20 protein-coding genes are annotated in these 26,445 nt (G+C 74.6%); 9 read left to right on the top strand and 11 right to left on the bottom strand.

What is annotated here, in order from left to right; translation table 11 throughout:
* Positions 1 to 109: 109 nt before the first annotated feature.
* The gene (locus OP18_RS42700; protein WP_033365055.1) at positions 110 to 2,368 is read right to left on the bottom strand and encodes an ATP-binding protein; all 2,259 of its coding nucleotides are present in this window, start codon (positions 2,366 to 2,368) and stop codon (positions 110 to 112) included.
* A 125-nt stretch (positions 2,369 to 2,493) separates the two neighbouring features.
* Between OP18_RS42700 and OP18_RS42695 the strand changes: the two genes are divergently transcribed.
* From OP18_RS42695 to OP18_RS53885, 3 genes are all read left to right on the top strand, one after another.
* Positions 2,494 to 2,985, top strand: coding sequence for a carboxymuconolactone decarboxylase family protein (locus OP18_RS42695; RefSeq protein ID WP_245635723.1), 492 nt, complete (start codon positions 2,494 to 2,496; stop codon positions 2,983 to 2,985).
* A gap of 24 nt (positions 2,986 to 3,009) precedes the next feature.
* A complete protein-coding gene (locus OP18_RS42690) occupies positions 3,010 to 3,444 on the top strand; it encodes an iron chaperone (protein WP_033364988.1) in 435 nt (144 codons plus the stop codon).
* Positions 3,445 to 3,519: 75 nt separating this feature from the next.
* Complete coding sequence (locus OP18_RS53885; RefSeq protein WP_052388174.1) at positions 3,520 to 3,960, top strand: hypothetical protein; 441 nt, start codon at positions 3,520 to 3,522, stop codon at positions 3,958 to 3,960.
* 45 nt (positions 3,961 to 4,005) lie between these two features.
* Here OP18_RS53885 and OP18_RS62160 read toward each other — a convergent pair whose 3' ends face one another.
* The 4 genes from OP18_RS62160 to OP18_RS42670 all read right to left on the bottom strand — a co-directional run bounded on the left by OP18_RS62160 (position 4,006) and on the right by OP18_RS42670 (position 8,618).
* Positions 4,006 to 4,134, bottom strand: a complete 129-nt coding sequence (locus tag OP18_RS62160; RefSeq protein WP_260709940.1) for a hypothetical protein — start codon at positions 4,132 to 4,134, stop codon at positions 4,006 to 4,008.
* Positions 4,135 to 4,299: 165 nt separating this feature from the next.
* Positions 4,300 to 4,944 (bottom strand): chemotaxis protein CheB, encoded by a 645-nt coding sequence (locus OP18_RS42680; RefSeq protein ID WP_052388173.1) that lies wholly within the window; start codon positions 4,942 to 4,944, stop codon positions 4,300 to 4,302.
* Between the two features lie 173 nt (positions 4,945 to 5,117).
* Entirely contained in the window at positions 5,118 to 6,482 is a 1,365-nt protein-coding gene (locus OP18_RS42675; protein WP_033364987.1) for an FAD-binding oxidoreductase, read from the bottom strand.
* A gap of 243 nt (positions 6,483 to 6,725) precedes the next feature.
* Positions 6,726 to 8,618 (bottom strand): hypothetical protein, encoded by a 1,893-nt coding sequence (locus tag OP18_RS42670; RefSeq protein ID WP_033364985.1) that lies wholly within the window; start codon positions 8,616 to 8,618, stop codon positions 6,726 to 6,728.
* A gap of 377 nt (positions 8,619 to 8,995) precedes the next feature.
* Between OP18_RS42670 and OP18_RS42665 the strand changes: the two genes are divergently transcribed.
* From OP18_RS42665 to OP18_RS42650, 4 genes are all read left to right on the top strand, one after another.
* On the top strand, positions 8,996 to 9,742 hold the full coding sequence (locus tag OP18_RS42665) for an RICIN domain-containing protein (RefSeq protein WP_033364983.1): 747 nt from the start codon (positions 8,996 to 8,998) through the stop codon (positions 9,740 to 9,742).
* A gap of 138 nt (positions 9,743 to 9,880) precedes the next feature.
* Positions 9,881 to 11,842 carry an elongation factor G gene (locus OP18_RS42660; protein WP_033364982.1) on the top strand — a complete coding sequence of 654 codons (1,962 nt, stop codon included), beginning with the start codon at positions 9,881 to 9,883 and terminating at the stop codon, positions 11,840 to 11,842.
* A 316-nt stretch (positions 11,843 to 12,158) separates the two neighbouring features.
* Positions 12,159 to 14,354 (top strand): DUF8189 domain-containing protein, encoded by a 2,196-nt coding sequence (locus tag OP18_RS62155; protein ID WP_052388172.1) that lies wholly within the window; start codon positions 12,159 to 12,161, stop codon positions 14,352 to 14,354.
* Between the two features lie 193 nt (positions 14,355 to 14,547).
* Positions 14,548 to 15,165, top strand: coding sequence for an FMN-binding negative transcriptional regulator (locus tag OP18_RS42650; protein ID WP_033364981.1), 618 nt, complete (start codon positions 14,548 to 14,550; stop codon positions 15,163 to 15,165).
* A 40-nt stretch (positions 15,166 to 15,205) separates the two neighbouring features.
* Here OP18_RS42650 and OP18_RS42645 read toward each other — a convergent pair whose 3' ends face one another.
* A complete protein-coding gene (locus tag OP18_RS42645; protein ID WP_033364980.1) occupies positions 15,206 to 16,246 on the bottom strand; it encodes a suppressor of fused domain protein in 1,041 nt (346 codons plus the stop codon).
* Between the two features lie 59 nt (positions 16,247 to 16,305).
* Between OP18_RS42645 and OP18_RS42640 the strand changes: the two genes are divergently transcribed.
* On the top strand, positions 16,306 to 16,770 hold the full coding sequence (locus OP18_RS42640) for a PPOX class F420-dependent oxidoreductase (RefSeq protein ID WP_033364979.1): 465 nt from the start codon (positions 16,306 to 16,308) through the stop codon (positions 16,768 to 16,770).
* Positions 16,771 to 16,874: 104 nt separating this feature from the next.
* On the opposite strand, the gene OP18_RS42635 is transcribed toward OP18_RS42640, so the two are convergent.
* Entirely contained in the window at positions 16,875 to 18,362 is a 1,488-nt protein-coding gene (locus OP18_RS42635; RefSeq protein WP_033364978.1) for a helix-turn-helix domain-containing protein, read from the bottom strand.
* Positions 18,355 to 19,674, bottom strand: a complete 1,320-nt coding sequence (locus tag OP18_RS42630) for a helix-turn-helix domain-containing protein (protein ID WP_052388171.1) — start codon at positions 19,672 to 19,674, stop codon at positions 18,355 to 18,357. Before OP18_RS42630 ends, OP18_RS42635 begins: the two co-directional genes overlap by 8 nt.
* A gap of 203 nt (positions 19,675 to 19,877) precedes the next feature.
* Between OP18_RS42630 and OP18_RS42625 the strand changes: the two genes are divergently transcribed.
* Positions 19,878 to 21,179, top strand: coding sequence for a carbohydrate-binding protein (locus OP18_RS42625; protein WP_052388170.1), 1,302 nt, complete (start codon positions 19,878 to 19,880; stop codon positions 21,177 to 21,179).
* A gap of 744 nt (positions 21,180 to 21,923) precedes the next feature.
* Here OP18_RS42625 and OP18_RS42620 read toward each other — a convergent pair.
* From OP18_RS42620 to OP18_RS42610, 3 genes are read right to left on the bottom strand one after another with little or no spacing between them, the layout of a single operon-like run.
* Positions 21,924 to 24,425, bottom strand: coding sequence for an ATP-binding protein (locus tag OP18_RS42620; RefSeq protein WP_052388169.1), 2,502 nt, complete (start codon positions 24,423 to 24,425; stop codon positions 21,924 to 21,926).
* A gap of 50 nt (positions 24,426 to 24,475) precedes the next feature.
* A complete protein-coding gene (locus OP18_RS42615) occupies positions 24,476 to 25,417 on the bottom strand; it encodes a hypothetical protein (protein ID WP_033364977.1) in 942 nt (313 codons plus the stop codon).
* Between the two features lie 38 nt (positions 25,418 to 25,455).
* Positions 25,456 to 26,400: a GlxA family transcriptional regulator gene (locus tag OP18_RS42610; protein WP_033364976.1), complete on the bottom strand. Its 945-nt coding sequence runs from the start codon at positions 26,398 to 26,400 to the stop codon at positions 25,456 to 25,458.
* Positions 26,401 to 26,445 lie beyond the last annotated feature (45 nt).

The raw sequence follows: 26,445 nt of genomic DNA, 5'->3' as shown, positions 1-26,445 counted from the left end.
CCCAGGTGTGTCGTCGGTCACCTCGGACGCGGAAGGAGTTCCATGCTCACGGCCGCGGCGACCACGCGGACCCGCAGGAGGGGCCCGGTCCGGGGCGCCGCGGCCGGGATCAGGGCGCCGGCGGAAGCTGGGCGAGGGCCTCGCGGGCCAGGCGTTCGTCGTGCGGGCGGCCGAGCCGCCGGGCCAGGTCGACGATCCGGTCGAGCTGGGCGGCCGCCTCCACGGGCCGGCCCGCCGCGCGGCACGTCTCGGCGTACGCGTGCCGGCAGTCGATCTCCAGCTGTACCTCGGCGAGCGGCTCCAGCAGCGCGAGGGCCCGCCGGTGGTGCTCCAGGGCCGCCTCGGGCGAGCCGGTGACGCGCAGCGCGGTGCCGAGGGCGTTGTGGCACCACGCCTGGTTGTGCCGCAGGTCGTGCTCCTGCGACAACCGCAGCGCCTCGTGCAGCGTGCGCAGCGCCTCGGCCGGGTCGTCGGGCGCCAGCGCCAGCCCGAGGGTGACGAGCCCGGTGACCTGCGCGGGACCGCCGGCCGTGCCGCCTGCCAGGGCGACGGACGCGCGGGCCAGCTCGACGGCCTCGGCGCGGCGGCCGAGGTGCAGGGTCACCCAGCCGTCGAAGGCCAGCGCCTGGGACCGCCCGGCGGGGCGGCCGAGCTTCTCGAACAGGTCGCCGGCCCGCCGCAGCTGCGCCTGGGCCGCGGCCAGGTCGCCGAGGTCGCGGCGGACCAGACCGATCCGCAGTGCCAGGCCGGCCGCGAGGTCCTCGTCGGGGTCGCAGCCTTCGGCGGTCTCGTACGCGGTGAGCGCCTCGGTGAGGCGGCCGGCGGCGGCGTGCGCGAAGCCGAGGTCCGCCAGCAGCGCCGCCCGCTCCCGCGCACGGCCGAGCCGGTGGGCGGCGGCCGCGGCGGCCTCGAGCATCCGGATCTGGTCGTCGGTGCCGCGGTGCCGGAAGAACCAGACCCGCATCGCCTGCGGCAGCTCAGCGACGACCTCGTCGACGCCCAGCCGTGCCGCCGCGTCGAAGCAGGCGACCAGGTTGACGTATTCGAGGTCGAACCAGGCCATCGCCTGCGCCGGGTCGCCGGGTGCCGGCCGCGGGCGGTGCGGCGACGGCAGCGTCCGGTCGTGGGCGACCGCCCGCTCCAGGTAGTGGTGCAGGACGCGGCGCAGCGCGGCGCCGGCCTGCGGCTCCTCCTCGGCGGCGAGGTCGGCGGCGTACTGCCGGATCAGGTCGTGCATCCGGAACCGCCCGGGCGACAGCTCCTGCAGCAGGTGGGCGTCGACCAGCTCCTCCAGCACGGCGCCGAGCCGGTCGCCGGGCACGTCGGCGAGCGCCCCGGCCACCCCGGCGTCGAAGTCGGCGCCGGGCAGTACCCCCAACAGCCGGAACATGCGCCGTTGGCCGGCGTCGAGCTGGTGCAGCGACATGCCGAACACGGCGTCGAAGCGCCCGGCGGTGTCGCGGAGCCGCTCCGCGAGGACCGCGACCGTCCAGCCCGGCCGGTGCCGGAGGCGGGCGCCGGCCATCCGCAGCGCCAGCGGCAGGCCGCCGCACTGCCGCAGCACCTGGCCGACCGCGTCCTCGGTGGTGTCCGCGAGCCCGGCGGCCCGGCCGAACAGGCGCGCCGCGTCGCCGTCGGTGAGCGGTTCGAGGGACACCGGCGGCACCCCGTCGAGGCTGACGAGGCGGTGCCGGCTGGTGATCAGGACCGCGGACCGCCCGGCGCCGGGCAGCAGCGGGCGCACCTGCTCGGCGTCGACGGCGTTGTCGAGCACGACGAGCGCCCGCCGGCGGGACAGCTCCGAGCGCCACAGCGCGGCGCGTTCGGCGGCGCCGGCCGGCGGGTGCGTGACGTCCAGCGCGCCGAGCAGCCGGCCGAGCGCCGCCTGCGGGTCGAGCGGCTCCTGGCCGGGCGTGAAGCCGTGCAGGTCCAGGTACAGCCCGCCGTCCGGGTACGCGGGGGCGAGCCGGTGCGCGACGTGCACGGCCAGGCTGGTCTTGCCCACGCCGCCCATGCCGTCGACCGCGACCGCGCCGGCGGTGCGCAGCAGCTGCTCCACCAGCGCGGACTCCGCCTCGCGGGCGGTGAAGTCGAACAGGTCGGCGGGCAGGTCGTTGCGGCGCGGCGCGGGCGCGGCGCCGGCCTTCGCCGCCTCGGCCCACACCGCGCGCAGCGGCCGGGGGTCGCGGCCGACGACCTTGCACAGCGCGACGACGGCCTCCCACGGCGGCACCAGCCTGCCGGTCATGTACCGCGACAGCGACGAGCTGCTCAGGCCCGCCCGCGCGGCGAGCGCCCGCAGGCTCAACCCGCTCAGGTCCTTGATCCGGGCGAGCTGCGCGACCAGGTGCTCCTGCGGGCTCGACACGTGCAACACCGTACCCGTCCCGCCGCACGCCACCGGATCCGCGCGGTGTCCTGGCCGCCCAGGGGCGTTGCCGGTGTCCCACGGTGTCCCACGGCGGGCGCGGGCCGGGGCGCCGCGGTGATCAGATGGGTCCTGTCAGCGAGGCCGACGGTGAGGAGCAGGCGATGTCGACCGAACGGATGCCGGACCCGGCGACGCTCGTCCCCGGGGCGGCGGACGCCCTGGCGGCGCTCGAGCGGGCCGTCGCCGCCGCCGGCGTGGACGGCCGGCTGCTGGCGCTGAGCCAGCTGCGGGCCAGCCAGCTCAACGGCTGCGGCCCGGGCGTGGCCGGCGGCGCGGACCGGGCCCGCCTGCACGGCGCGACGCCGCGGCAGGTGGACGCCGTCGCCGCGTGGCGGCAGACGCCCTGGTTCAGCGACGAGGAGCGGGCGGTGCTCGCCCTGACCGAGGCCGTGACCCGGCTCGCCGACCGCCCCGACCCCGTCCCGGACCAGGTGTGGGACCTGGCCGCCAAGCACTTCGACCGCAGCGAGCTGGCCGTGCTGCTGCTCGGCATCGCGGTCACCAACACGCTCAACCGGCTCGACGTACCGACCCGCCAGCAGGCCGGGTCCTGAACCACTCCAGAGAGGATCGTTGTCATGGCGACCACCGGCAAGCACGAGGGTTTCACCGACGAAGAGCGCGGCGCGATGAAGGAGCGCGCCAAGGAGCTGAAGTCGACCAGCCGCCGCGGCGCGAAGGCCGACACCGAGCCCGAGGTCCTGGCGAAGATCGCCGAGATGTCCGGCACCGACCGCGCGATCGCCGAGCGCCTCCACGCCGTCATCAAGGCCAACGCCCCGATGCTGACCCCGAAGCTCTGGTACGGCATGCCCGCCTACGCCCGCGACGGCAAGGTGCTGTGCTTCTTCCAGAGCGCCGCGAAGTTCAAGACGCGGTACGCGACCCTCGGCTTCAGCGACGAGGCGAACCTCGACGACGGCACGATGTGGGCGACGTCCTTCGCGCTGAAGGAGCTGACCCCGGCCGACGAGACGCGGATCGCGGCGCTGGTCCGGCAGGCGGTGAGCTGACACCGCCGCGCCGGGGCCTCGACCGGGTCGTGCGCGGCGTGCCGTCCCGGCCGGTCCGCGTCGTAGGATCAGCACGTGGACCAGGACCGGGACTCCATCGACATGACGGAGGCCCAGCGTCTTGTCGCCGAGCGGGAGAAGCTCATGGGTGAGCGGGAGGCGCTGGCCGCCGAACGTGCCGCCGCCGCCGACCGGCGCGACGCGGCGGCCGACGCCCGGGACGCGGTCGCCGACCAGCGGGACATCGACCTGGAGGGTCGGCAGAGCACCGCGAACCTGCGCGACGGCCGCGCCCGCGCCCGTGCCGTGGCCGCCGACGCCCGGGAGCGGCACCTCGACCGGCGCGAGCTCCTCGCGGACCGGCGCGACCTGGCGAGCTCCGCCCGCGCCGCGCTCGCCGACGAGCGGGAACGGCTCGCCGATCTCCGCGAGCGCGCCGCCGACGACCGTGACCGGACCGCCGACCAGCGCGAGATTGACACCGAGCTGGACCGCTGGGACGAGCCGGAGCACTGACCCCGGCACCGCCCAGCCGTCCGGTGGTGCGGGTCGTGCGGGCGGTCACCGTCCCTGCTGCTGGCCTGCCCGCCGGGTGGCCCACGTCGCGAGCTGCTCGGCCCGCGCGGCCAGCACGGCGGAGCGGGCCGCCGCGGTGAGGGCACGCTCGGCGTTCGCCCGTGCCGCCCGCACCCGCTCGACCGTCGACCCTCGCCCGCGGCTGATCCGCTCCTGGAGTGTGGCGCGCCGCCTGGCCAGCTGCTCCGCGCGCTCGGCCGCCTCCGCTGCCGGCGGCGCACATCGCCATCCACTGCCGTGGTCGCGGATCTCAAGGCCGCGCGGTGCACGCCGCGCGGCTCAGACCGCCAGGTCAGCCGGCGACGGTGCGGCCACCCGGAACGGCTCCGCGGCGTCGGGCGCCATGGCCAGCGCGACCAGGCACGCCGGGATCCGCGACAGCGGCACCGTCAGGTCGACACAGCCGGTCGCGAGTGCGGCCGCCGGCATGCCCGGCGCCTGCGCCGTCGACGGCTGCTGCACGATCGTGCGCCCGCCGTGCCGCCTGACGGCCCGCACGCCGGCGGCGGCGTCGTCGAGCCGGCCGGTCAGCACCACGCAGAGCGCGCGCGGCCCGCAGTACACCGCGATATCGGCCAGCAGCGGATCGGCGGTGCGGTAGCCGTCCACGGTGCGCAGCCGCAGCCGGCCCGCAGCGTCGACGGTGGCGGTCTGCCGGGCCGGCAGCACGCCGATGCCCGGGGTGTCCACCGGGTCGCCGTCGGCGACGGCCCGCACCGGCAGCCGGGTCCGATACCGCAGTGCGTGGACGAACTGGTCGTCGATCATCGGTGTCCGGTGCTGCACCACCAGCAGCGGGACCGGGAAGTCGGCCGGCAGGGCGGCCAGCACCGCGCGCAGCGCCGCCGGGCCGCCCAGCGACGCGGCGATCACCACCACGTCGAAGCGGGCAGCTGCCCGCGCCGTGGGTGCGCCGGCCGACATACCGCCAGTCTATTGCCGGTGTCCGCGCACCACGCACGACGCGGTGTGCGGCAGGACCGCGGCCGGCCGGGGGCATGAGGACCGGCGCCGTACGGCGGGGTGACAGCTGCATCCTGGCCGCCGTGCCCGGCCGTCCCCGAAAGGCTGCCGGCCGTGACCCACGCGGCGACGGTTCAGTCCAGTAGGGCGGGGATCGCGGAGAAGACGTTGTCCGGGTCGTACCGGCGCTTCGCGGCCAGGAGCCGGTCGAGGTTGCCGCCGTAGGCGTCGCGGGCCCGCGTGTCGTCGCCGGGGCCGAGCAGGTTCGGGTACCCGCCGGGCAGCGCGACCGGGTCCAGCGCCGCGACCACCGAGTCGGCCCACGCCCGGTGCCGCTCGGCGGTGTCCTGCGCCGGCCACGCCGCGATCACCTCGACGACCTGGTGCGGCACCCGGTTCGCGAACGCGGTCGCGGCCGGGTCGACCCTGGCGGCGGCGCCGTGGAACCGGTTCACGATCAGCGTCGAGAACGGCGAGGTCAGCTCGGCGGCGCCCGCGACGAGCGCGTCGGCGGCGGCCGGTGACAGGTCGGCGAGCCAGCGGCTGCGCAGCAGGTAGTGGTTGCCGTCGACGATGCTGGCGTCGAACATGCGCAGCGCCGCCGCGTAGGGCATGGTGCCGACCTGGTCGACGACGGGCCGGCCCAGAGCGCGCAGCGCGTCGACCGCCCGGGCGCCGGCCGCCAGGTCGGCGCCGGACCAGAACGGGCACAGGAACGCCATCGGCCCGTCCGGGCCGGGCAGGAAGCCGGTCATCACGGTCAGGTCGTCTGGCGCGGCGGCCACGATCCCCGCGTAGCCGGACAGCACCGCGCGGCCCTGCGCGGCGGGGAAGAGCAGCATCCCGGCCAGCACGGCGGGCAGCTCGTGCAGCCGGAAGCGCAGCCGCGTGACGACGCCGAAGTTGCCGCCGCCGCCACGCAGCGCCCACCACAGCTCCGGGTCGCCGTCCGGCCCCGCCGTGACGGTGCTGCCGTCGGCGAGGACGACCTCGGCGCCGAGCAGGTTGTCCAGCGCCAGCCCGAACCGGCCGACGAGCGGGCCGTAGCCGCCGACCGTGCTGAGCCCGGCCACGCCGACGGAGCCGACGACGCCGGTGGCGGTCACCAGGCCGTGCGGCGCGGCCGCGGCGAGCAGGTCGGCGGTCGTCGCGCCGCCCTCGACGGTGACGGTGCGCGCGACCGGGTCGGCGGCGGCGCCCCGCAGGCCGGTGAGGTCGACGACGAGCCCGCCGTCGCGCACGGCCCGGCCGGCCCAGTCGTGCCCACCGGCCCGCACCGACAGCGGCAGCCCCGCGTCCCGGGCCGCCCGGACCGCGGCGGCGACCTCGGCCGTGTCGCGGCACCGGGCGATCAGCGCCGGCCGGTGCGTCACCGCGGCGTTCCAGACCCGCCGGGCACCGCCGAACCCCGCGTCGTCCGGCAGCAGCAGCCGCTCCCCGAGCCGTGGGCGCAACGCCCGCACGACGGTGTCGACGCCGGATGCACTGACGATGGTCATGGCGGTCTCCTTGCCTGCTCGGTGCGGCGACGGTACCCCGAAGCTCACCGACGGTGCCGTCACGAACACGACCCGCCGCGACTGAACCGCCGCCCCCGTCGATCCGTGCGACCGCGCACCGGACGGGCGGGGCGCGCCGCTCCACCCCTGCCCGACGGTCGCGAGGCCGGCGCAGTGCGGCTGCCGCGACGGCGGTGGGCCCGCCGCGAAGGATCGCGACGGGCCCACCGTTGTGGTGCTTCGTTACGGGGTCGGGTAGTCCGCCAGGTAGATCGGCACGCCGATCATGCTGGTGTCGGCCGCGTTGCCCACGCCGTTGACGACGTGGTCGATGACGCCGGCGCTCAGGTTGACCGTCATGATGTGGTGCAGCTTGACGCCCGGCGTGTTCGGGGCCTCGAAGCCGTTCTCGGTGTGGATCGTCGGGTTGTTCTGGTTGAAGACGTACACGCCCGCGCCGTACAGGTTGTGGGTCTTCACCTTGTTGTTGATCTTGTACCCGGCGTAGCCCTCGACCGTGCCGTTCATCCAGTCGGCCTGCGTCGGCGGGTCGTACGGCAGCTCGTTCTGGTACAGGATCGTGGTGCCGCGCTCGCCGTTCCAGACGGTGTTGTACTTCTGGAAGTGCTCGACGAAGAGGCCCGTCGCGGTCACGTTGTCGCCGTTGATGACGGCGCCGTAGCGGCCGGTGTTGGTGACCCAGCGCTGGTTGTCGCCGTTGACGCCGCCGGTGAAGCCCTCGACGCCGTGGTCGCCGCGCCACACCCAGGTGTGGTCGATGAGCACGTTGTCGCTGTTGACCTCCAGCGCGGTGTCGGTCTTGCCGATGTGCGGGCCGCCGACGCGGAAGTACACGTCCGACAGCGTGGTCGGGTTCTTCGGGTCGCTGAGGTTCCAGCCGTGCTCCTTGCCGACGCGCAGCAGGACCTTCGACTCCTTGAGACCCGCGTCGATCGTGACGCCGGCGACGATGACGCCGGGCACGCCCGCGACGTCCAGCGGGGTGGCGCCGTTGACCGCGGTCAGGGTGGCGTGGCCGATGCCGAGGACCACCTGGTTGGGCCAGCGGACCTCGATGCTGCGGGCCACGTCGTACACGCCGGGGGTCAGCAGCAGGTGCTTGCCGGCCAGCAGCGCGAGGTTGATCTTCGCGATCGAGTCGCCCGGCTTGGCGACGTAGAAGTCCGACAGCGGGATGGTGCGCCCGGCGGTCTCGCCGTTCGCCCACGAGACGCCGCTGGTGTTCTTCTGCGCCGACGGCACGCGGACCTGGTACTTGCCCTTGGCGTCCACGAAGAGGTACGGCTTCTCCCGGCTGACCGGGGTCTGCGCGATGGTGGTGTACGGCGGGTTCGGGAACGCCGAGTCGTCCGGGGCGCCGACGACGCCCGAGAAGACCTGGTTCCACACGCCGTTGGACCAGGAGCCGACCTCGCTGTTGCGGGTCAGCCACTGCTGCTGCGAGCCGTTGACGATCGTGCCGGCCTTCGAGTCGGCGATGAAGCCGCCGCTGGCGTACTGCGGGCCGGCGGTGCAGTAGTCCATCAGCGACAGGTTGCCGCCGGTGACGTTGAGCCGGCGCAGCGAGACGGCCTGCGACACGGCCCAGAAGTTGGCCGAGCCGCGGCAGCCGTCCTGGCCCTTGCCGTTGACGTTGATCGACAGGTTGGACAGCGTGCGCCAGAAGTTGACCAGCGCGAGGCAGTTGCTGGTGCCGCCGTTCTCGAGGCAGCGGTTGTACACCTCGACCTTGCCGTTGATGACGACGTCGCCGGGGTTGGCGCCCAGGCCGGCGATCTCGGTGTAGTAGCCGACCTTGAACTGCAGCGGCTGGTCGGCCGTGCCGTACGTGCCGGGCTTGAAGTAGTAGGCGTAGCGGGCGGTGCCCATCTCGTTGTCGACCTGCTTGGCGTAGGTCGCGTCGAGCTTGGCCTGGATCTCGCTGACCGGCGTGCTCGGGTCGAACACGGTGACGTTGGGGCCCAGGTCCTGCGACCCGCCGTGCGACGGGGTCGCGCCGGCCGCCGTCCCCATCGTCGCGGTGGCGGTCGTCGCCACCAGGCCGAGCACGAATGCTCTGCCGGCGTTGCGACGGCTGTACCACCGCCTCACGGAATGCTCGGACTGGATCGTCATACGGGTGCGTCCTCTCGGTCGTGCGGGCGGGCGGGTGTGAGGTACACGGACATGAGGGGTGTAGGAGATTCGCGGGTGTGCGTCGGCGCTGGCGTGAGAGCGCTCTCTCCAGGATGTTGTTTCTACCGTGTAAATCAGCCGTGCGCTACGTCCGGACGCCCCCGATTTCTCCGGGGCAGGCGACCAGCCAGTGGAAATACGGACGTTCGGTGCGATCCAGCCGCGTTGTGCGGCGGCACTTCCGGCGGGTCCGGGAGGGTGAGCGCCCGGCGCCGCCGTGAAAGCGCTCCAACGCGCGGGTGAGGGACAGGGTGATTTCGGGATTTCACCCGGTCCGCGCAGCATCGGCTCACACTGATGGCCGATACCTTCGGTGCATGCCTCCGGCCCTGGTCCGCCCGTACGTCAGTGCCCTCGCAAACAGCCAGAAACTGCCCGCCGAACACCCCTTCGGTGCGTCGGCGACGACCCGGTCCACGTCGTTGCCGTATCACCCGCGGCACCTGGACCCGTCCCCCACCGCGGTGACGCCCGCCCTGCGTGCCAGGACCGTGGTGCGCCTGCACCGCAAGCGGCGGCACCCCGCGCTGACCTGGGCGGTCATGACGCTGACGCTCGCCTCGACCGGCCTGGCGCTCATGACCGGCGACGGCGCCGCCACGTCCCCGCCGGACGGCGGACCCGTCACCGCCGCGCAGGCCAGCCGGCTGCAGATCGCCGTGATCCCGGCGCCGGCCCTGTCGGGGCTCGCACCCGCTCCGCCCGCCGCCGAACCCATCACCCAGGCCGCCACCGCGCCCGCCGGCGGCGCGGTCATCGGCCCGGCCGGCCTGTGCCTGGACGCCCGCGCCAGCGCCGTACAGCTGCACCGCTGCACCGGAAGCACCACCCAGCTGTGGACCGCGCCCGCCGACGGCACCCTGCGCACCGCCGGGCGCTGCCTGCAGCCGGCCGCGTACCGCCTGATCCTCGTCCGCTGCACCGGCGGCCCGGCCCAGCGATGGGACGCCACCCGGGGCACGCTGGTCGCCCGTTCGCTGCGGCAGTGCCTGACCGGCCGGGGCGGGGAGGCGTACCTCGCCGCGTGCACGGGCGGCGCGAGCCAGCGCTGGCGGCTGCCGTAACGCTATTGCGGTTGCGGGCCCGTCCGCCCTCTGTTTCGCTGGAAGGGTCTTGTCCGCTCACCGAGGAGCCAGGGATGCGAGCTGCGTCTGTGTTCACCCAGATGGCCATCACTGTCTATCTCGAGGACCTGACGCCCCTTGCGCATCCTGAATCTCGGCATCCTGGCGCACGTCGACGCCGGTAAGACCAGCCTCACCGAGCGGCTGCTGCACGCCGCCGGCGTCATCGACGAGCCCGGCTCCGTCGACGACGGCAGCACCCAGACCGACACTCTCGCGCTGGAGCGCCGGCGCGGCATCACCATCAAGTCGGCCGTCGTGTCGTTCACGGTCGGCGACGTCACTGTCAACCTCATCGACACCCCCGGCCACCCGGACTTCATCGCCGAGGTGGAGCGGGTCCTCGGCGTGCTCGACGGCGCGGTGCTCGTCGTGTCGGCCGTCGAGGGCGTGCAGGCGCAGACCCGGATCCTCATGCGGACCCTGCGCCGGCTGCGGATCCCGACGATCGTCTTCGTGAACAAGATCGACCGCGCCGGCGCGCGCGGCGACGGCATCCTGCGCGAGCTCGCCGACCGGCTCACCCCGGCGCTGGTGCCGATGGGCGCCCCGGCCGGGCTCGGCACCCGCGCCGCCGGCTTCACCGCCGCGCCGCCCGGCCTCGACGTGCTCGCCGAGCACGACGAGGCGCTGCTCGCCGCGTTCGTGGACGGCGCCACGGTGGCCCCGGCGCGGGTCCGCGAGGTGCTCGCCGCGCAGACGGCCCGGGCGCTGGTGCACCCGGTCTACTTCGGCTCGGCCATCACCGGCGCCGGGCTCGCCGCGCTGACGGCCGGCATCGCCGCGTTCCTGCCGGCCGCCGCCGGCGACGCCGGGGCACCGGCGTCCGGCACCGTCTTCAAGGTGGAGCGCGGACCGGCCGGGGAGAAGGTCGCGTACGTACGGATGTTCAGCGGCACCGTTCGCATCCGGGAGCGGGTCAGCCTGCCCGGCGGCGAGGCGAAGGTGACCGGCATCGCGGTGTTCGACGGGGGCGGCGCCGCCGAGTCGGCGGCCCTGCCGGCCGGCCGGATCGGCAAGCTCTGGGGCCTGAACGGGGTCCGTATCGGCGACGCGGTCGGCCTGCCCGGCCGGCGGACCCCCGCGCACCACTTCGCGCCGCCGAGCCTGGAGGCGGTCGTCGAGGCGGTCCGGCCCGGCGCGCGGGGTGCGCTGTACGCGGCGCTCACCCAGCTCGCCGAGCAGGACCCGCTCATCGACGTCCGGCACGACGACGTCCGGCGCGAGACGTCGGTGTCGCTCTACGGCGAGGTGCAGAAGGAGGTCATCCAGGCGACCCTGGCCGAGGAGTACGGCCTCGAGGTCACGTTCCGCGACACCACGACGATCTGCGTCGAGCGCCCGGCCGGCACCGGCGAGGCCGTCGAGGTCGGCGAGAAGGACGGCAACCCCTTCCTCGCGACGATCGGGCTGCGGGTCGAGCCGGCCCCGGCCGGCGCCGGGACCGCGTTCCGGCTCGAGGTCGAGGCGGGCGCGATGCCGGCCGCGTTCTTCGCCGCCGTGCAGGACACCGTGACCGCGACCCTGCGCCAGGGCCTGCACGGCTGGCAGGTCGAGGACTGCACGGTGACGATGACCCGGTCCGGCTACTGGCCCCGGCAGAGCCATGCCCATCAGCAGTTCGACAAGAGCATGTCGAGCACCGGGTACGACTTCCGCAGCCTCACGCCGCTGGTGCTCATGACCGCGCTGCGGCGGGCCGGCACCGTGGTGCACGAGCCCGTGCACCGCTTCCGCCTGGAGGCGCCCGCCGACCAGCTCGGCGCGCTGCTGCCGGTGCTGTCGCGGCTGCAGGCCGTGCCGAGGACCACGGACACGCGGGGCACGGTGTGCGTGCTCGACGGCGACATCCCCGCCGCCCGGGTGCACGAGCTGCAGGTCCGGCTGCCCGGCCTGACCCGCGGCGAGGGCGTGCTGGAGTCCGCGTTCGACCGGTACGAGCCGGTGACGGGCGCGCCGCCGAGCCGGTCGCGCACCGACCACAACCCCCTCGACCGCGACGAGTACCTGCTGCGCGTGGTCCGCCGGGTCACCGCCTGAACGGTCTGCTTCCCTTGCCCCGCAAGGGAAGCAGACCGCCGGGAACGCGCCCGGTGGGTGCCCGAGGCCGGATCCGGCCGCACCGAGTCGGATCGTCACTAGCACGGCGAGCGTGCTCGCCACCTGTCGAAAAGCCTTATTACCCAATTTGCTCCGAAAAGTACAGGACCGCCATACATTGCTAGGTGATGGCGCGTCGGCACCGGTGCTGGCGCCTCGCAACGGGGGGTTGGACGCAATGAATCACGTGAGCAAACCGCGCGACCGCCGGGCAGGGCCCAGACGCGGCCTGCTCGGCTCGGCGGCTGTTTTGACAATGACGGCGGGCTCCCTGTTGGTCGCCCAGCCGGCGTCGGCCGCGGATCTCACCGCCTACGACGCGACGGTCACGGCCGCGCCGTTGTCGCTGAAGGTGGTGTTCACCAACACCACGCCGAGCGGCACGGCCGCGGCTGACGTCGGAAGCTTCGTCGCCTACGCGGACGGCCCGGACGCCGACTCCGACGCGGATTCGAGCTGCACCGTCAGCGTGACCGGCGGCAACGCGGACCCGGGGGCGACCTGCTACATCCCGAACCTGGTCGCCGGCACCGCGTACACGGTGACCACCAAGGCCCGCAACCTCAGCAACACCGCCGATCTCGCGCTCGCCGTGGCGAACGTCGTCGGCAGCCCCGGTACGCCCGCCGCGCTGACGGCGCCCGGCACCGTGAACGCCACGCCCACCGGCGTCAGCGGCGAGGTCGAGGTCAGCTGGATCCCTGGCAACAACACCGGCACGACCGTCAACAACTTCACCGCGACCGCGATCCTGGGCGCGAACCCCACGGACAAGACCTGCACCAGCACGAGCGGTTCGGTGTACACCTGCAAGATCACTGGTCTGACCGACGGCCTGCCCTACACCTTCACGGTCGTCGCGAACGGCCCGAACTCGGCGGTGTCCGCGGCCAGCAGCCCCAGCAGCACCGTGACGCCGGGTGTCGCCCCTGCGGCCCCCACCAACGTCGTGGCCAGCACCACCGGCGCCGGTGTCCCCACCGTGTCCTGGACCCCCTCCACCACCGAGGGCGTCACCTACACGGTCGCCGCGTACAAGAACGACGTCGCTGACCCGACCACCACCTGCACCGTGGCCGCCGGCTCGAACGCCGTGCAGTGCGGCGGCACGGTCCTGGTCGCCGGCGCCGTGTACAAGTTCAAGGTCACCGCGGCCAAGAGCGGTCTCAGCTCGACCGCCGCGGAGTCCAACGAGATCAACATCCTGGGCAGCACGAACGCGCCGACCAACGTCGTGGCGGCCGGTGGCGACACCGAGGCCACGCTGACGTGGTCCGCGCCCGCGTCGGGCACCATCGCCAAGTACCGGGCGGTCGCGACCGGCGGCGGTGTCACCAAGGCCTGCGTCACCACCGGCCTGACCTGCACGATCACCGGGCTGACCAACGGCGTCACGTACACCACCACGGTGGCGTCGATCAACAGCAGCGGCACGGCGTCCGCCGCGACCGCCTCGGCGCCCACGACCGTCATCCCGGCCGTCGTGCCGAAGCCGGACCCGCCGACCGTCACGCCGCCGGCACAGGACGACATCACCTCGACGTCGGCCACCATCAGCTGGACGCCCGCCGCCCCGATCAACGGTGCCGCCGTCGTCTACTACACGGTCACCGCGACCCCGGCCGCCGCCGCCGGCGCCGGCGCGGGCAGCAGCAACAACTCCGGCAGCAACAACTCCGGCGGCAGCGCCAACGCCAACGCGGGGGCGGCCAGCGCCGGCACCCTGAGCTGCACGGCGGTCGCTCCGGCCACCACCTGCGCGATCACCGGCATGACGCCGGGCACGCAGTACACGGTGACGGTCGTCGCCTACGCCAGCCCGACGGTCTACAGCACCGCCGCCTCCACCACCATCACGACCGCGGCCGCCGCTCCCGGCACCGCCGGCGCGATGCGCGGGCCGATCATCACCAACAGCGACGGCCTGGCGCAGATCTTCGCCCGTGGCGGCGACAACAACCTGTACACCAGCATCCAGGCCGCCAACGGCACCTGGGGCCCGTGGACCAACCTGAGCGGTCTCATCTTCAGCGACCCGACCGCCGTGCTGAACGCCAACGGCCGGATCACGGTCTTCGCCATCGGCGGCAACCACGCGATCTGGTACCGGCTGCAGAACGCCGACGGCACGTTCGCCTGGTGGGCTCCGCTCGGCACGCCGATGTACGCCTCGAACATCGAGGTCGCGCAGAACGCCGACGGCACCGTCGCGGTCTTCATGCGCGGCACGGACAGCAACCTGTACTCGCAGGTGCAGACCGACCCGGCGGACCCGAGCCAGTGGTCCGGCTGGACCAACCTCGGTGGGCTCATCTTCAGCGAGCCGACCGCGTTCACCCGCGCCGACGGTGTCATGGAGGTCTTCGCGGTCGGTGGCGACGGCCAGGTCTGGCACCGGGTGCAGTCCGCACCGAACTCGGGCACCTGGTCCTGGTGGACGCACGTCTCCTGACGGCCGGACCGACCAGTAGTTGAGCGAGTGGACGCCCCGGGGCCCTCCCCCGGGGCGTCCGCCTGTCCGGACCCGGCATGACCCCGGAGTCGCGCGAAGCGCGGCCGGGTATGCGACCTGCGCACGGCGCGCTCGTGCCTCGCCAGGTGCGACCTGCGCACGGCGCATTCGTGCCTCGTTAGGCTTGTCGCTCATGTACGTGCCGAAGCACTTCGCCGCCCCCTCCGACGCCGCCGTCCACGAGCTGCTGTCCCGGGCGGCGGCGTGCGACCTGGTCACCTGGGACGGCAACGGGATGGTCGCGACCACACTGCCGCTGCTGTTCGACCCGTCCGCGGGCACCCTCACCGGGCACGTCGCCCGCAACAACACCCAGTGGCGGCACGCCGGCCGCGAGGCGCTGACGATCGTGCGCGGCCCCGACGCGTACGTGTCCCCCTCGGCGTACGCCACGAAACGCGAACACGGCCGGGTCGTGCCGACGTGGAACTACATCACCGCGCACGTCTACGGCACGCTCGTCGCCCACGACGACCCGGCGTGGAAGGAGGACCTGGTCCGCCGCCTCACCGACCGCCACGAGCGCGGGCGCGCGGCGCCGTGGTCGGTCGACGACGCGCCACCCGCCTTCATCGAGGGCCAGCTCCGCGCCATCGTCGGCATCGAGATCGCCATCACGAGGATCGAGGCGAAGTGGAAGCTGAGCCAGAACCGCAGCGCGGAGGACGTCGCGGGGGTCCGCGCCGACCTGCTCGCGGACGGCGGCGACGCTGCGCGGCGGGTCGCGGAAGCGATGGACCGGTCCGCCTGAGCGTTCTTCCGCTCGTGCATTTTCCGGCCGGTCGCTGGGGTCAGCCGATGCGTTCGACCACGTTGCCGTCGCCGTCGCGGATCAGGGTGGGGCGGACGTCGACGATGAGGCCGGGGGCCTCCGGCACGGGTGACACGCCGGCCAGCGGGACCAGGACACCGGTCAGGTGATCCAGGGCCTCGTCCGTCAGGACGATCTTGAGCACGCCGGAGCTTTCGTCGGTACCGAGGCCGAAACTGCCGGACGAGAACTCGACGCTGCTGTCGGGCCCGTCGACGACGAGGGTGCGCCCGAATCGCAGGCGGCCACGCAGGATCGCGGCGATGCGCTCGACCGCGTGGGCGCCGACGATCAGGCGGTACCCGTCGCCGTCGGACATCCAGGCGAACTCGGCCACGGCGAGACTGCCGGTGGACGAGCCGTCGCGGCGACGGCCGGCGGCGACCTTCTCGGCGAACGCGGGGATGTCGGTGAACGAGCCGCGACCCAGGTCGGTGACGAACAGCGGGGCGTGGCCCGCGGCGAGCCCGAGCACCGCCTCGACGTTCCAGGCCTGGGTGGCCGCGTACTCGTCGAGGGTCAGGCCGAAGATCTGCAGGAACCGGACCTTGCCGAACGGCGTGTTGATGACGCCGAGCTCCGGGTCCTCGACGAACGCCACGGCGCGGATCAGCGTCCGGTAGTCCAAGGCGATCGGGCCGTTGAGGTCCATTTGATGGTACGGCGCGAAACCGTTGCCACTGCCGAAGTTGTAGCGGGCGAGGTTCTGCAGGAGGTTGGCGGCCCACACGGGCGGCTCGGTGTCGCCCGGGTTCCGGCGCACCCTGAACGTGAACTCGTAGCCCCAGCCGGACCACTCCGCGTCGGGGTTCGGCGCCGAGTACAGCTCGCTCATGCCGTAACTGACGATGTGCCAGTGCGGCACCGGCGACTCGCGGGCGTAGAAGCTGATGCCGTCCAGCGGGTCGGGGCCGCCGAGCGACCATTTCACCAGCGTGGCGTAGTGCTTCGGCTCGACGCCGGGATAGAGGCGGTCGAGCGCGGCGTCGATGGCTTCCCAGCCGGGTGCGTCGGAGGTCACGAATCGACCTTGCCACAGTTCGGAAATCCTTCAACCCTTGCTGCGACTAGGGTTGAGGCATGGGTCGTACCATCGCGACGAACACCACCGTGAGCCGCTCCGAACTGCTCGAGTTCCTCTCCACCCGGCACCGGGCGCTGGTGATCACCACCCGCGCCGACGGCCGCCCGCAGGCCTCCCCGGTCACCAGCGGCGTCGACGCCGAGGGCAGGATCGTCATCTCCACGTACCCGGAGCGCGCCAAGATCCGCAACGCCCGCCGCGACAGCCGCGTCTCGGTCGTCGTGCTCTCCGACGAGTGGAACGGCCCCTGGGTCCAGGTGGACGGGGTCGCCGAGGTGCTCGACCTGCCGGAGGCGCTGGAGCCGCTGGTCGAGTACTTCCGCTGCATCTCCGGCGAGCATCCGGACTGGGACGAGTACCGCGAAGCGATGCGCCAGCAGGGCAAGTCGCTGCTGCGCATCACCATCGAGTCGTGGGGGCCGGTCGCCACGGGCGGGTTCCCGGCGCGCCTCGCCGACTGAAGCCGAGCGGCAGGCCCCGCGGCGTGCCGTGCCGCGTCGCGTGGTTGTGGCGCGTGGTCATGGTGCGGCAGGCGGCTGCTGCCGGTCGCGCCACGCCGCGCGGGTCAGCCGGCGTGGCGGTCGACGGCGGTCAGGCCGTCGGCGAGCACGGTCAGCGCGTCCTCGGGGCGGTGCATCGCCGTCAGCAGGTCGGCCAGGTCGAGGCTGAGCTGGGCCAGCTCCCGCCGCGGCCCCGTCCGGCGGTGAATGGCGATCGCGGCGCGCAGGTGCCGCTCCGCCGCCTCGTGATCGCCGGCGTCCTGGCTGAGCAGCGCATGCACGCGATGGGCACGGGCCCGGCGCACGTCCCCCGGCGACCCACCGGCCCGGTCGCCCGGCGAAGCGCCCCCACCAGACAGCGAAGCGCCCCCGCCAGGCCGCGACGCCGCACCACTAGACGGCGACGCCGCACCACTAGACGGCGACGCCGCACCACTAGACGGCGACGCCGCACCACTAGACGGCGACGCCGCAGCACTAGACGGCGCCGCCGCAGCACTAGACGGCGACGCCGCAGCACTAGACGGCGACGCCGCACCGCCAGACCGCGGCGCCGCACCACGGCGGCCGCCGGCGCCGGCCGGACCATCCACTTCGGACAGCAGCGCCCGGGCCGTCGCCGGATCCCCCAGCGCGCGATGCACCTCCGCCAGATCGACCACCGCATCCAGCGCGGCCGGCCCCGCCGAACGCCTCCTCGCCGCCGTCAGATCGCTGAGCGCCCCGGCCAGGTCGCCCACCGCGAGCCGCGCCCGGCCCCGGATCCGGTGCGCCCCGGCGATCTCGTCCGCCAGCCACGACTCCAGCGCGGCGGCCGACGCCGCGGCCAGCGCCGCCCGGGCCTCCGGCAGATGGCTCGACGCGGCGAGGGCCCGCGCCATGGCGAGGTGCGCCTCGAACACGCCGCCCGCCGCGCCGGCCAGGGACAGCGCCGCTTCCGCCGCCGCCGTGGCGTCCTCGCCCAGGTCGTGCTGGCACACCGCGAGCACGGCGTGGACGGCCAGCATCGACGCGGGGTCCGGCAGGCCGGCGCGGTGCAGCTCGTCCCGGTGGTCGGTCAGCAGGTACGCGGCATACCCCGGGTCACCCTGCTGCCGGGCGCACAGGGCGAGCCCGGCGACGGCCGGGGTCCGTAGGTGGGCAAGGGTCGGTGGGATGAGGCGGCGGGCACGCTCGAAGTGGGCGGCGGCGTCGTCAGGTGCGGCGGCCGCCAGGGACCGCCGGCCGAGGACGACTTCGGCCGCCGCCCTGCGGGTCGGGGGTTCGGACGGGTCGGTGGCGCGGTGCTCGTACCAGCGCGAAGGCTGTCGCTCCTGCAGCAGGTCGATCTCGACGCAGAGCGCGTCGCCGGGGTGACGGCCGGTGGTGAGCTGGGTGACGTCGACGGACAGGCGGGCGGCGAAGTGGGCCAGGGCGTCGCTGGACGGGACGCGGTGACCGTTCTCGACGGAGGAGACATAGGCGGCGGTGTAGTTGGGCTCGGCGAGGTCGCGCTGGGTCAGACCCTTTCCGGTGCGCAGGGCCAGGATCCGTGCGCCGATGTCGTCACTCACAGGGCGTCACCAGCAGCCCGGGCAGGCCCGCGGCGGCGAGAAGCCCTCGCCGGAAGCTCTCCGCCGCGCCCTCGACGTTACCGCCCGCCCGCCGTTGCTCGCCCAGCAGACGGCTCGTCGTCACGAGTTCGGCAGTGAGCCCTGACTCCTCGTAACGGTCGGCGGCCCTGCTGAGGAGTTGATCGGCGATCGGGTCGCCGGGAGTGCGGGTGCCGGCGATCCGGCCGAGGAGGCGGTCCGCCTCGGCCATGCACTCCTGGTGCTGCGTGCGGTGGCAGATGCCGGCTGCCTCGGTGGCGAGCCGCTCCGCCTCGTCCAGGTCGCCGGCGAGGCGGCGGGCCTCGGCCAGCTCGAGGGTGGCGCCGGCCACGTCCTGCACGGCGCCGACCTCGAGCAGGATCGCGCGGGCCCGCTCGAACCGTTCGGCGGCCTCGCCGACGCGTCCGACGCGGCGCAGCACGTACCCGTGCGCCCACTGACAGATGCCGATCTCCCTGGTCAGGCCGAGGTCGGTGTAGATGGCTAGGGCCTCGCCGAGCAGCCGCTCGGTGTCGGCGAGGTCGTGATCGCGGCGCAGCTGGGCGACCGTGACGCTGAACTGGGCCAGCCACTCGCGGTTGCGCACCCTCGGCAGCAGCGGCAGCGCCTCGCGTTCCAGCCGGCGGGCTCGCTCGCGCCAGTCGAGCTCGAGAAACGTGTACACCAGCGCGCTGGTCAACCGGATCTGCGCGTCGGGATCGGGGTCGGTCGCGGCGCGCACGCCACGCAGCTCGGTCTCCAGCAGCGTGATCGCCTCGCCGGTCGCACCGGTGATCTGCAGGCAGTACGCCTCTCTGGCCACCACGGCGGCACGCAGCGTCACCTGCTCGGCGTCGAGCAGTGTTTTCGCCGTCGTGTACCGCCCCAGCGCGGCCCCCACGTCACCGGTGTGCAGGGCGACGTCCCCGGACAGGTGCACGGCCCGGCACTGCAGCTCCGGCAGCGCGTACCGGCGGGCCAGCCGCTCGACGTCGGCCGCCTTCGCCGCCGCCTCGGCCGTCCGGCCGCGCGACAGCTCGCGGCGCGCCTCGGCGAGCACGCCGGCGAGGGTGGTGGCGGCGTCGGCGGGGCGTCCGTGGCGCAGGTCGTCGGGGTCGACGCCGAGCGTGCCCGCGACATGGGCGAGCGTCTCAGCGTTCGGGACGCGGACGCCCGCCTCGATCGCCGCCAGGAACGCGCGGGTGTACCGCGGCTCGGCCAGCTCCCGCTGGGTCAGCCCGCGTTCGAGGCGCAGCCGCCTGATGCGCGCGCCGAGCGACTCGTCCTCCGTCACCGCGCCACCTTCCCACATCACTTGCGTATTGACAGCCGCCTGTACGAGTCCTAGCGTTCACGCAACAACGACGGTAACTGGAGTTAACGCGCCAGTTGCGCACTTCCCACAGTCTCCGGCATCGGGGTGCCGGGAGCCTCCCCCGCCCCGGTGCCGGCCACCACCCCCACGCTGTCCGTCGCTCCCTCCGGGAAGGAACTGCGATGCGCAGAACTGCCCTGGTGCTGTCCGTCACCGTGACCGCCGCCCTGGTCACGACCGGCGTACTCACCCACAACGCCCTCGCCGCCGCCGACACGGCGGCCGCGCCCCCGCCCGGCGTGGCCCCCGCCGTCTTCAGCGCCATGCAGCGCGACCTGCACCTCACCCCCGCGCAGGCCCGCGACCGGCTCACCCTCGACAGCCGCGCCGCGACCACCCAGCAGGTGCTGCGCAAGACCCTCGGCGCCGGGTACGGGGGCACCTGGGTCACCGCGGACGGCCGCTCAGTCGAGGTCGGCGTCACCGACCTCGCGCAGCAGAAGGCGGTGCGCAACCTCGGCGCCACCCCCGTCCTCGTCAGCCGCAGCGAGGCCCAGCTCAACGATGTCGTCGCCCGGCTCGACCGGCACGCCGCCGCGGCGCCGGGCAGCGTCAAGGGCTGGTACGCCGACCTGCGCGCCAACACCGTCGTCGTCCTCGGATCCGGCGCGTCGGGCTTCCTCGCGGCGGCCGCCGTCGACCCCGCCGCCGTCCGGGTCGAGGCGACCGACGAGGACCCGAAGCCGTACATCGACGTGGTCGGCGGCAACGCGTACTACATCGGCAGCGGCACCCGGTGCTCGATCGGCTTCTCCGTCAACGGCGGCTTCGTCTCGGCCGGTCACTGCGGCACCACCGGCGCCCGCACCACCCAGCCGAGCGGGACGTTCCGCGGGTCCAGCTTCCCCGGCAACGACTACTCCTGGGTCCAGGTCGACGCCGGCAACACCCCGCGCGGCCTGGTGAACAACTACAGCGGCGGCACGGTCGCCGTCGCCGGCTCGACCGAGGCGGCCGTCGGCGCGTCCGTGTGCCGCTCCGGCTCCACCACGGGCTGGCGCTGCGGCACCATCCAGCAGAAGAACGCGTCGGTCACGTACTCCCAGGGCACCGTCACCGGACTCGTGCGCTCCAACGCGTGCGCCGAACCCGGCGACTCCGGAGGCTCATGGCTCTCCGGCACCCAGGCCCAGGGCGTGACATCCGGCGGCTCGGGCAACTGCACCTCCGGCGGCACGATGTACTACCAGCCCGTCAACGAGATCCTGCAGGCGTACGGGCTGACCCTGGTCACCTCGGGTGGCGGCCCGGGGCCCACCGCGACGGCCACGACGACCCCGCCGCAGGACGGCACGTGGGCGCCGAACACCGTCTACGCGACCGGCGCGACCGTCACCTACGGCGGCCGGTCCTACCGCTGCCTGCAAGGACACACCTCGCAGGTCGGCTGGGAGCCACCGAACGTCCCGGCGCTGTGGTCGTAGCGCGCCGGTAGTCGTCGCTCTGGCGCACCGGGTGTCGTCCACGCCGCAGTGCACCGGATCTTCGTTCGCGGGAATGGGGAAGGAGCGGGCCCGACAACGCAGTCGGGCCCGCTCCGCATTCCCGCACCGCCCGGCCGCGACGGCTCCGTCGCGTTGCACCCGCCTGCCCGGCGTGTTGTCGTGGCTGCCCTCGCGCGCTGGTATTCGGTCACTGCACGGGCGCAGCGCCCCGATGGGCTGCGTGCCGCCGCGCTCGCCACCGTGCCCCGCGTCGGATGCGCCATCCAAGACGCTACCGTCGGCCGCTCCCAATGCCGTCCCGGGCCGCTCGCACGCCGGGCCGCTCGCACGCCGGGCTGCTCCCACGCCGGGCTGCTCCCACGCCGGGCCGCTCCCACGCCGGGCCGCTCCCACGCCGGGCCGGTCCCACGCCGGGCCGCTCCCACGCCGGACCAGGCGCGCCGTCCCGGGCCGCCTCCCACGCCGGGCCGCTCCCACGCCGGGCCGCTCCCACGCCGGGCCGCTCCCACGCCGGGCCGCTCCCACGCCGGGCCGCTCCCACGCCAGGCCGACCAGGCGCGCCGCCCCGGACCGCTGTCCAACGGTGTCCAGGATCGCCGCGGCGCGGGGCGCCGATCGGGCAAGATCCGCTGCGGGTGTTCTGGTTGGGTGGGCTCACCCGGGGGGTCCGCCGCTACCTGCGGCGCGTTCGTGGTGATCGTCGTCCTGGCGGTCGCGGCGCCGTCAGGTGGTGGCGGGTTCTGACGTCCGTAACGCCGCCGGTCGGCGGGGCTTCGGCGGTGGCAGCTCGGGCAGGGCCGTGGCGGGCACCGGTGCCCGCATGGCGGGCGGCGTCCGCTTGCGGCGCGCGTCGGCGAGGTCGTCGAGCCGGGTCCTCACCTCGGCCGCCTTCGGGTGGGCGAGCAGCTCCAGCGTCTCCGCCGCGCGCAGCCACGCCTGCCGCGCCTCGTCCCACCGCCCGGCGGCGGCCCACGTGTCGCCGAGCCGGACCGACGTGTCGGCCTCGTTGAAACGGTCACCCTGCTCCACGTATCGCAGCAACGCGTCCTGATACCGCGCGATCGCCTGATCGTGCTCGCCCAGCCGGTGGTGGACATAGCCGAGGCTGTCGAGGGTGGCCGCGACCCCGGCCGCGTCGCCGAGCCCCCGCTGCAGCTCGAGTGCCTCCTCGCAGCAGGCGAGGGCCAGCTCGTGGTGCCCCAGGCGGGCATGGTGCCAACCGGCCGAGTTGAGCGCCCGCGCCTGACCGACCGGGTCGTCGGCCAGCCGGAACAGGTCCAGCGCCCGCTCGTCGTGAGCGACCGCCTCGGCGAACCGGTCCTGCGTCTCCAGCAGCCACCCCAGCGCGTGCTGGCACCTGGCCGCCCCCGCGTGGTCGGCCAGCTCGACGAACAGGTCGAACGCCACCCGCAGGTGCCGGCGCGCCTCGTCGTGCCGGCCGCTGCGGATGTATCCGCCCGACAGGCTGCGGTGCGCCAGGGCGAGCGCCGCCGTGTCACCGAGCCGCTCGGCCGCGCCGACCGCGGCCCGCTGCGTCGCGATCCAGTCACCCCAGTGCCCGCCCCGGTCCAGGTGATCGGCCATCGCCCAGGCCAGCCGCCACGCCTGCCGGTCCAGTCCACAGACGACGGCGAGCTGCAGGGCCCCGATGAGTGCCCGCCGGTGCACCGCGAACCACTCCGCGGCCGCCGCCTCGTCGGCGGGCAGGTCAGCGGGCGCGTGGTCGTGGCGCGCCGGCGCCGCGCCGGTGCCGGCCGGGCCCGGCCGCGCGGGAGGGTCGAAGTCCTGCACACCCGCTGGATGGCGGGACGGGTTGAGGGTCATCGCGGCGCTGGTGGCCGCCCTCGTGTAATGCTCGATGAGCCGGCGGCGGGCGGCGGCGCGCTCGGCGGCCGGCTCGACCCGGTCGGCGAGACCCGACGCGTAGGCGCACAGCAGGTCGTGCATGCTGAACCGGCCGGGGCGCGGCTCGATGACGAGCTGGGCGCGGACGAGCTCGGCCAGCAGCGGGCGGACCTCGGCGACGGGCAGCCCGGACAGGGCGGCCGCGGCCGGCAGGCCCAGCTCGGGGCTCGGGTGCAGGCCACCCAGGCGGAACAGCCGCTGCGTAGGCGCGGTCAGTCGCTGATACGACCACGAGAACACGGTCTCAACGTCGGCCTTCGGGTCGTCGGAGCGCAGCGCGTCGAGGCGGCCGTGGGCGCTGGACAGCTCGGCCGCGATCGCCGCGAGGCTGAAATCGGGGTGCAGGGCGGCGCGGGCGGCGACGACGGACAGGGCCAGCGGCAGCCGGGCGCACGCGGCGACGATGCTGTCGACCGCCTCGGGCTCGCGGTCGGTGCGTGCGGCGCCGATGCGGCCGGCGAGCAGCGTCCGGGCGTCGGCGGCGTCGAGCAGGTCGAGCGTCAGCGGGCGGGCGCCGTCGTCGGTGACGAGGGCCGGCAGGTGGACGCGGCTGGTGACCAGCACGAGGCTGGCCCCGCTGCCGGGCAGCAGCGGGCGGACCTGCTCGGCGGTCGCTGCGTTGTCGAGCACGATCAGCATCCGCTTGTCGTGCAGGAGGCCGCGATACATGCCGGCGCGGGCCTCCGGCTCGGCGGGGACCCCGGCGGGCGGGACGCCGAGCAGGCCGAGCGCCACGCCGAGCGCGTCGGCCGGGGCGACCGGGTCGCGGCTGCTCGGGCCGAACCCGCGCAGGTCGAGGAACAGCTGCCCGTCGGGGAACACCCCGGCGGCCTGGTGCGCCCAGTGCACGGCGAGGGCGGTCTTGCCGACGCCCGCGGTGCCGGACACCAGGATCGGGCGCCGGTCGGCGGTGAGCCGGTCGAGCAGGGCCAGCTGCCAGGTGCGGCCGGCGAACGTCGTCAGGTCGGCGGGCAGCTGCCGCGGCGCGACCCCGGACCGGTCGCGGGGCCGCTGCTCGGTGTGCTCGGCGGCGCGCTGCTCCTCGACCCGGTCCCGGGCGGAGGCGAGCGCGGCCTGCTCGGCCGCGGCGGCGCCGAGCAGCCGGACGAGCACGTCGAAGCGGTCGGTCGGCGGCAGGACCCGGCCGGCGAGATACTCGCCGATGATCCCGTGCGACCAGCCGGTGCGGGCGGCGAGCTGCCGGTAGGTCAGCGGTGGGCGGCCGGTGCGGCGGGACTGCCGGCGGCGCAGGTCGCGCAGGAGGCTCGCGAGCTCCGGCATGGTGCCCACCGTCGCCGCGCTGCCCTGCAAGTCGTCCACTGCCGCGATCCTCACCCGCCGCTCGTCGGCGCGAATGCCAGTGTCGCCGGTCATTGCAACCTGCGGACCTCGCGCGGCAGGCTGCGCATCCACGCCCGCAGCAGCGGCGTCACGGTGCGGGTCAGCGGGCTCACCGGCGCGTCGTCGATCGGCGAGGGGAGATGGTCGCCGGCGAAGACGAACGGGTCGATCAGCGGCGTCGGCCGGTGCCGGTCGTGCGCGTCGCTGCGCTCCAGCGCGTCCTCCACCAGGGCGCGGAAACCGGTCGCCGGCACGTCCTCGCGGACGGCGCGGATCGCCTCGTGCAGGTGGCGGCGGACGCCGAGCTGCTGCTCGTGGGCGGGCGAGCCGACACCGACGAGAAACGTCAGATACGTGCGGATGAGCCGGCCGTCGGTGCGGTCCAGGTAGCACTCGACGGAGCGGGTCCAGCCGGCGCGGGCGACGGAGAAGCCGAGCCCGACGGGCGTGCCGTCGGCGGCGACGAGGCGGTGGCAGCCGCCCGCGCGCAGCGGACCGGCCAGCTCCGGCGACCACACGGGGCGGTGGGCGCCCGCCGCGACCATGCGCTCGACGGCCGCCGCGGCGGCGGCCGCGACCCGGCCGCCCGCGACGCTGCCCAGGCCGAGCACGACCGCCGGCGCCATCGGTGTGCCCGCCCGCTCGAAGCTGGGGATCACGTCGGAGAGCAGCACCGCTTCGAGCGTGCCGCCGGGTGTGACCCGGGCCATCGGGTCGCCGATGGTGAGCGCGGCCATCGACACGAACGCCGCGCCGGCGAACTCGGCGTCGGTCGGGTCGTCGTCGGGGACGAGCGCCGCCGGGCCGCCGAGGATGCGCCGCAGGAGAGGGTCGACCTCACCGACGACCGCGGCGAACAGGCCCGGTGGACCGGCCGCGGTCGAAGGAGCCCGCCGGTGCGGCGTGCGGCGGTGGACGGACTGCTGGCGATGTCTACGTTTGTGGCTACGACCACGACTCCCCGGACCCATGCCTGCAGTCTGCACCCACCCACCGACAAAAAATCGGCTCACGCGCCCCGGAACGCCCGCCGATATGCGTGCGGACCAGTACCGATGATGCGTTTGAACCTGTCCCGGAATGCGGTCGGCGAGCCGAACCCGACCTGACCGGCGATGCGCTCCACGGGCTCGGTGGTCGCCTCCAGCAGGTGCTGCGCGCGCCGGATCCGGGCCCGGTGCAGCCACTGCAGCGGGGTCGTGCCGGTCTGGTCGCGGAAGCGGCGGTTGAGCGTCCGCACGCTCATGCCGGCCTGCGCCGCGAGCCGCTCCAGGGTCAGCTCCCGGCCGAGGTTGTCCTGCATCCAGCGCAGCAGCGGCTCCAGCTCGGCGCCCTGCGGGGACGGCGGCAGGTCGTGCACGATGAACTGCGCCTGCCCGCCCTCCCGCTCCAGCGGCATCACCGACAGCCGCGCGGCGCCGGCCGCGACCGCGGAGCCGTGGTCGCGGCGGATCAGGTGCAGGCACAGGTCGAGCCCGGCGGCCGCGCCGGCCGACGTGAGGAGCTGGCCGTTGTCGACGTACAGGACGCCGGGGTCGACCGTGACCGCCGGGTACGCGGCGGCGAGCTGGGCGGCGGCCACCCAGTGCGTGGTCGCCCGGAGCCCGTCGAGCAGGCCGGCCACGGCCAGGACGAACGCCCCGGAGCAGATCGAGGCGATCCGGGTCCCGGCCGCGGCCGCGGCGCGCAGCGCGTCCACCACCTCGGCCGGCACGGGCGCGAAGGGGTCCGCGCAGCCGGGCACGATCACCGTCGCCGCCGCCCGCATGACGGACAGGTCGGACAGCTCCGACACCCGGAAGGCGCCCGCCGACACCGACCGCGCCGGCGAGCACACCACGACCCGGTAGGCGGGCCGGCCCGACGGCAGCAGCGTCCGGCCGAACACCTCCAGTGGCGTGGCCAGGTCGAACGGGATCACCCCGTCGAGGGCCAGCACCGCCACCGTCAGCATGGCCAGAACCTACCGCCGGCGCCCACTCCTGCCACCTCGCTGGCC

The sequence above is a fragment of the Dactylosporangium aurantiacum genome, assembly GCF_000716715.1.
Classification (GTDB): Bacteria; Actinomycetota; Actinomycetes; order Mycobacteriales; family Micromonosporaceae; genus Dactylosporangium; species Dactylosporangium aurantiacum.
Note: the sequence above shows the minus strand (reverse complement) of the source record. Positions and strands in the feature narration are given on the sequence as shown.

Excerpts from the sequence above, each read along its gene's own strand:
- OP18_RS42695 (WP_245635723.1), top strand. The coding sequence starts at position 2,494 with ATGGGTCCTGTCAGCGAGGCCGACGGTGAGGAGCAGGCGATGTCGACC.
- OP18_RS42690 (WP_033364988.1), top strand. The coding sequence starts at position 3,010 with ATGGCGACCACCGGCAAGCACGAGGGTTTCACCGACGAAGAGCGCGGC.
- OP18_RS42680 (WP_052388173.1), bottom strand. The coding sequence starts at position 4,944 with ATGTCGGCCGGCGCACCCACGGCGCGGGCAGCTGCCCGCTTCGACGTG.
- OP18_RS42675 (WP_033364987.1), bottom strand. The coding sequence starts at position 6,482 with ATGACCATCGTCAGTGCATCCGGCGTCGACACCGTCGTGCGGGCGTTG.
- OP18_RS42670 (WP_033364985.1), bottom strand. The coding sequence starts at position 8,618 with ATGACGATCCAGTCCGAGCATTCCGTGAGGCGGTGGTACAGCCGTCGC.
- OP18_RS42665 (WP_033364983.1), top strand. The coding sequence starts at position 8,996 with ATGCCTCCGGCCCTGGTCCGCCCGTACGTCAGTGCCCTCGCAAACAGC.
- OP18_RS62155 (WP_052388172.1), top strand. The coding sequence starts at position 12,159 with ATGACGGCGGGCTCCCTGTTGGTCGCCCAGCCGGCGTCGGCCGCGGAT.
- OP18_RS42650 (WP_033364981.1), top strand. The coding sequence starts at position 14,548 with ATGTACGTGCCGAAGCACTTCGCCGCCCCCTCCGACGCCGCCGTCCAC.
- OP18_RS42640 (WP_033364979.1), top strand. The coding sequence starts at position 16,306 with ATGGGTCGTACCATCGCGACGAACACCACCGTGAGCCGCTCCGAACTG.
- OP18_RS42625 (WP_052388170.1), top strand. The coding sequence starts at position 19,878 with ATGCGCAGAACTGCCCTGGTGCTGTCCGTCACCGTGACCGCCGCCCTG.
- OP18_RS42615 (WP_033364977.1), bottom strand. The coding sequence starts at position 25,417 with ATGGGTCCGGGGAGTCGTGGTCGTAGCCACAAACGTAGACATCGCCAG.
- OP18_RS42610 (WP_033364976.1), bottom strand. The coding sequence starts at position 26,400 with ATGCTGACGGTGGCGGTGCTGGCCCTCGACGGGGTGATCCCGTTCGAC.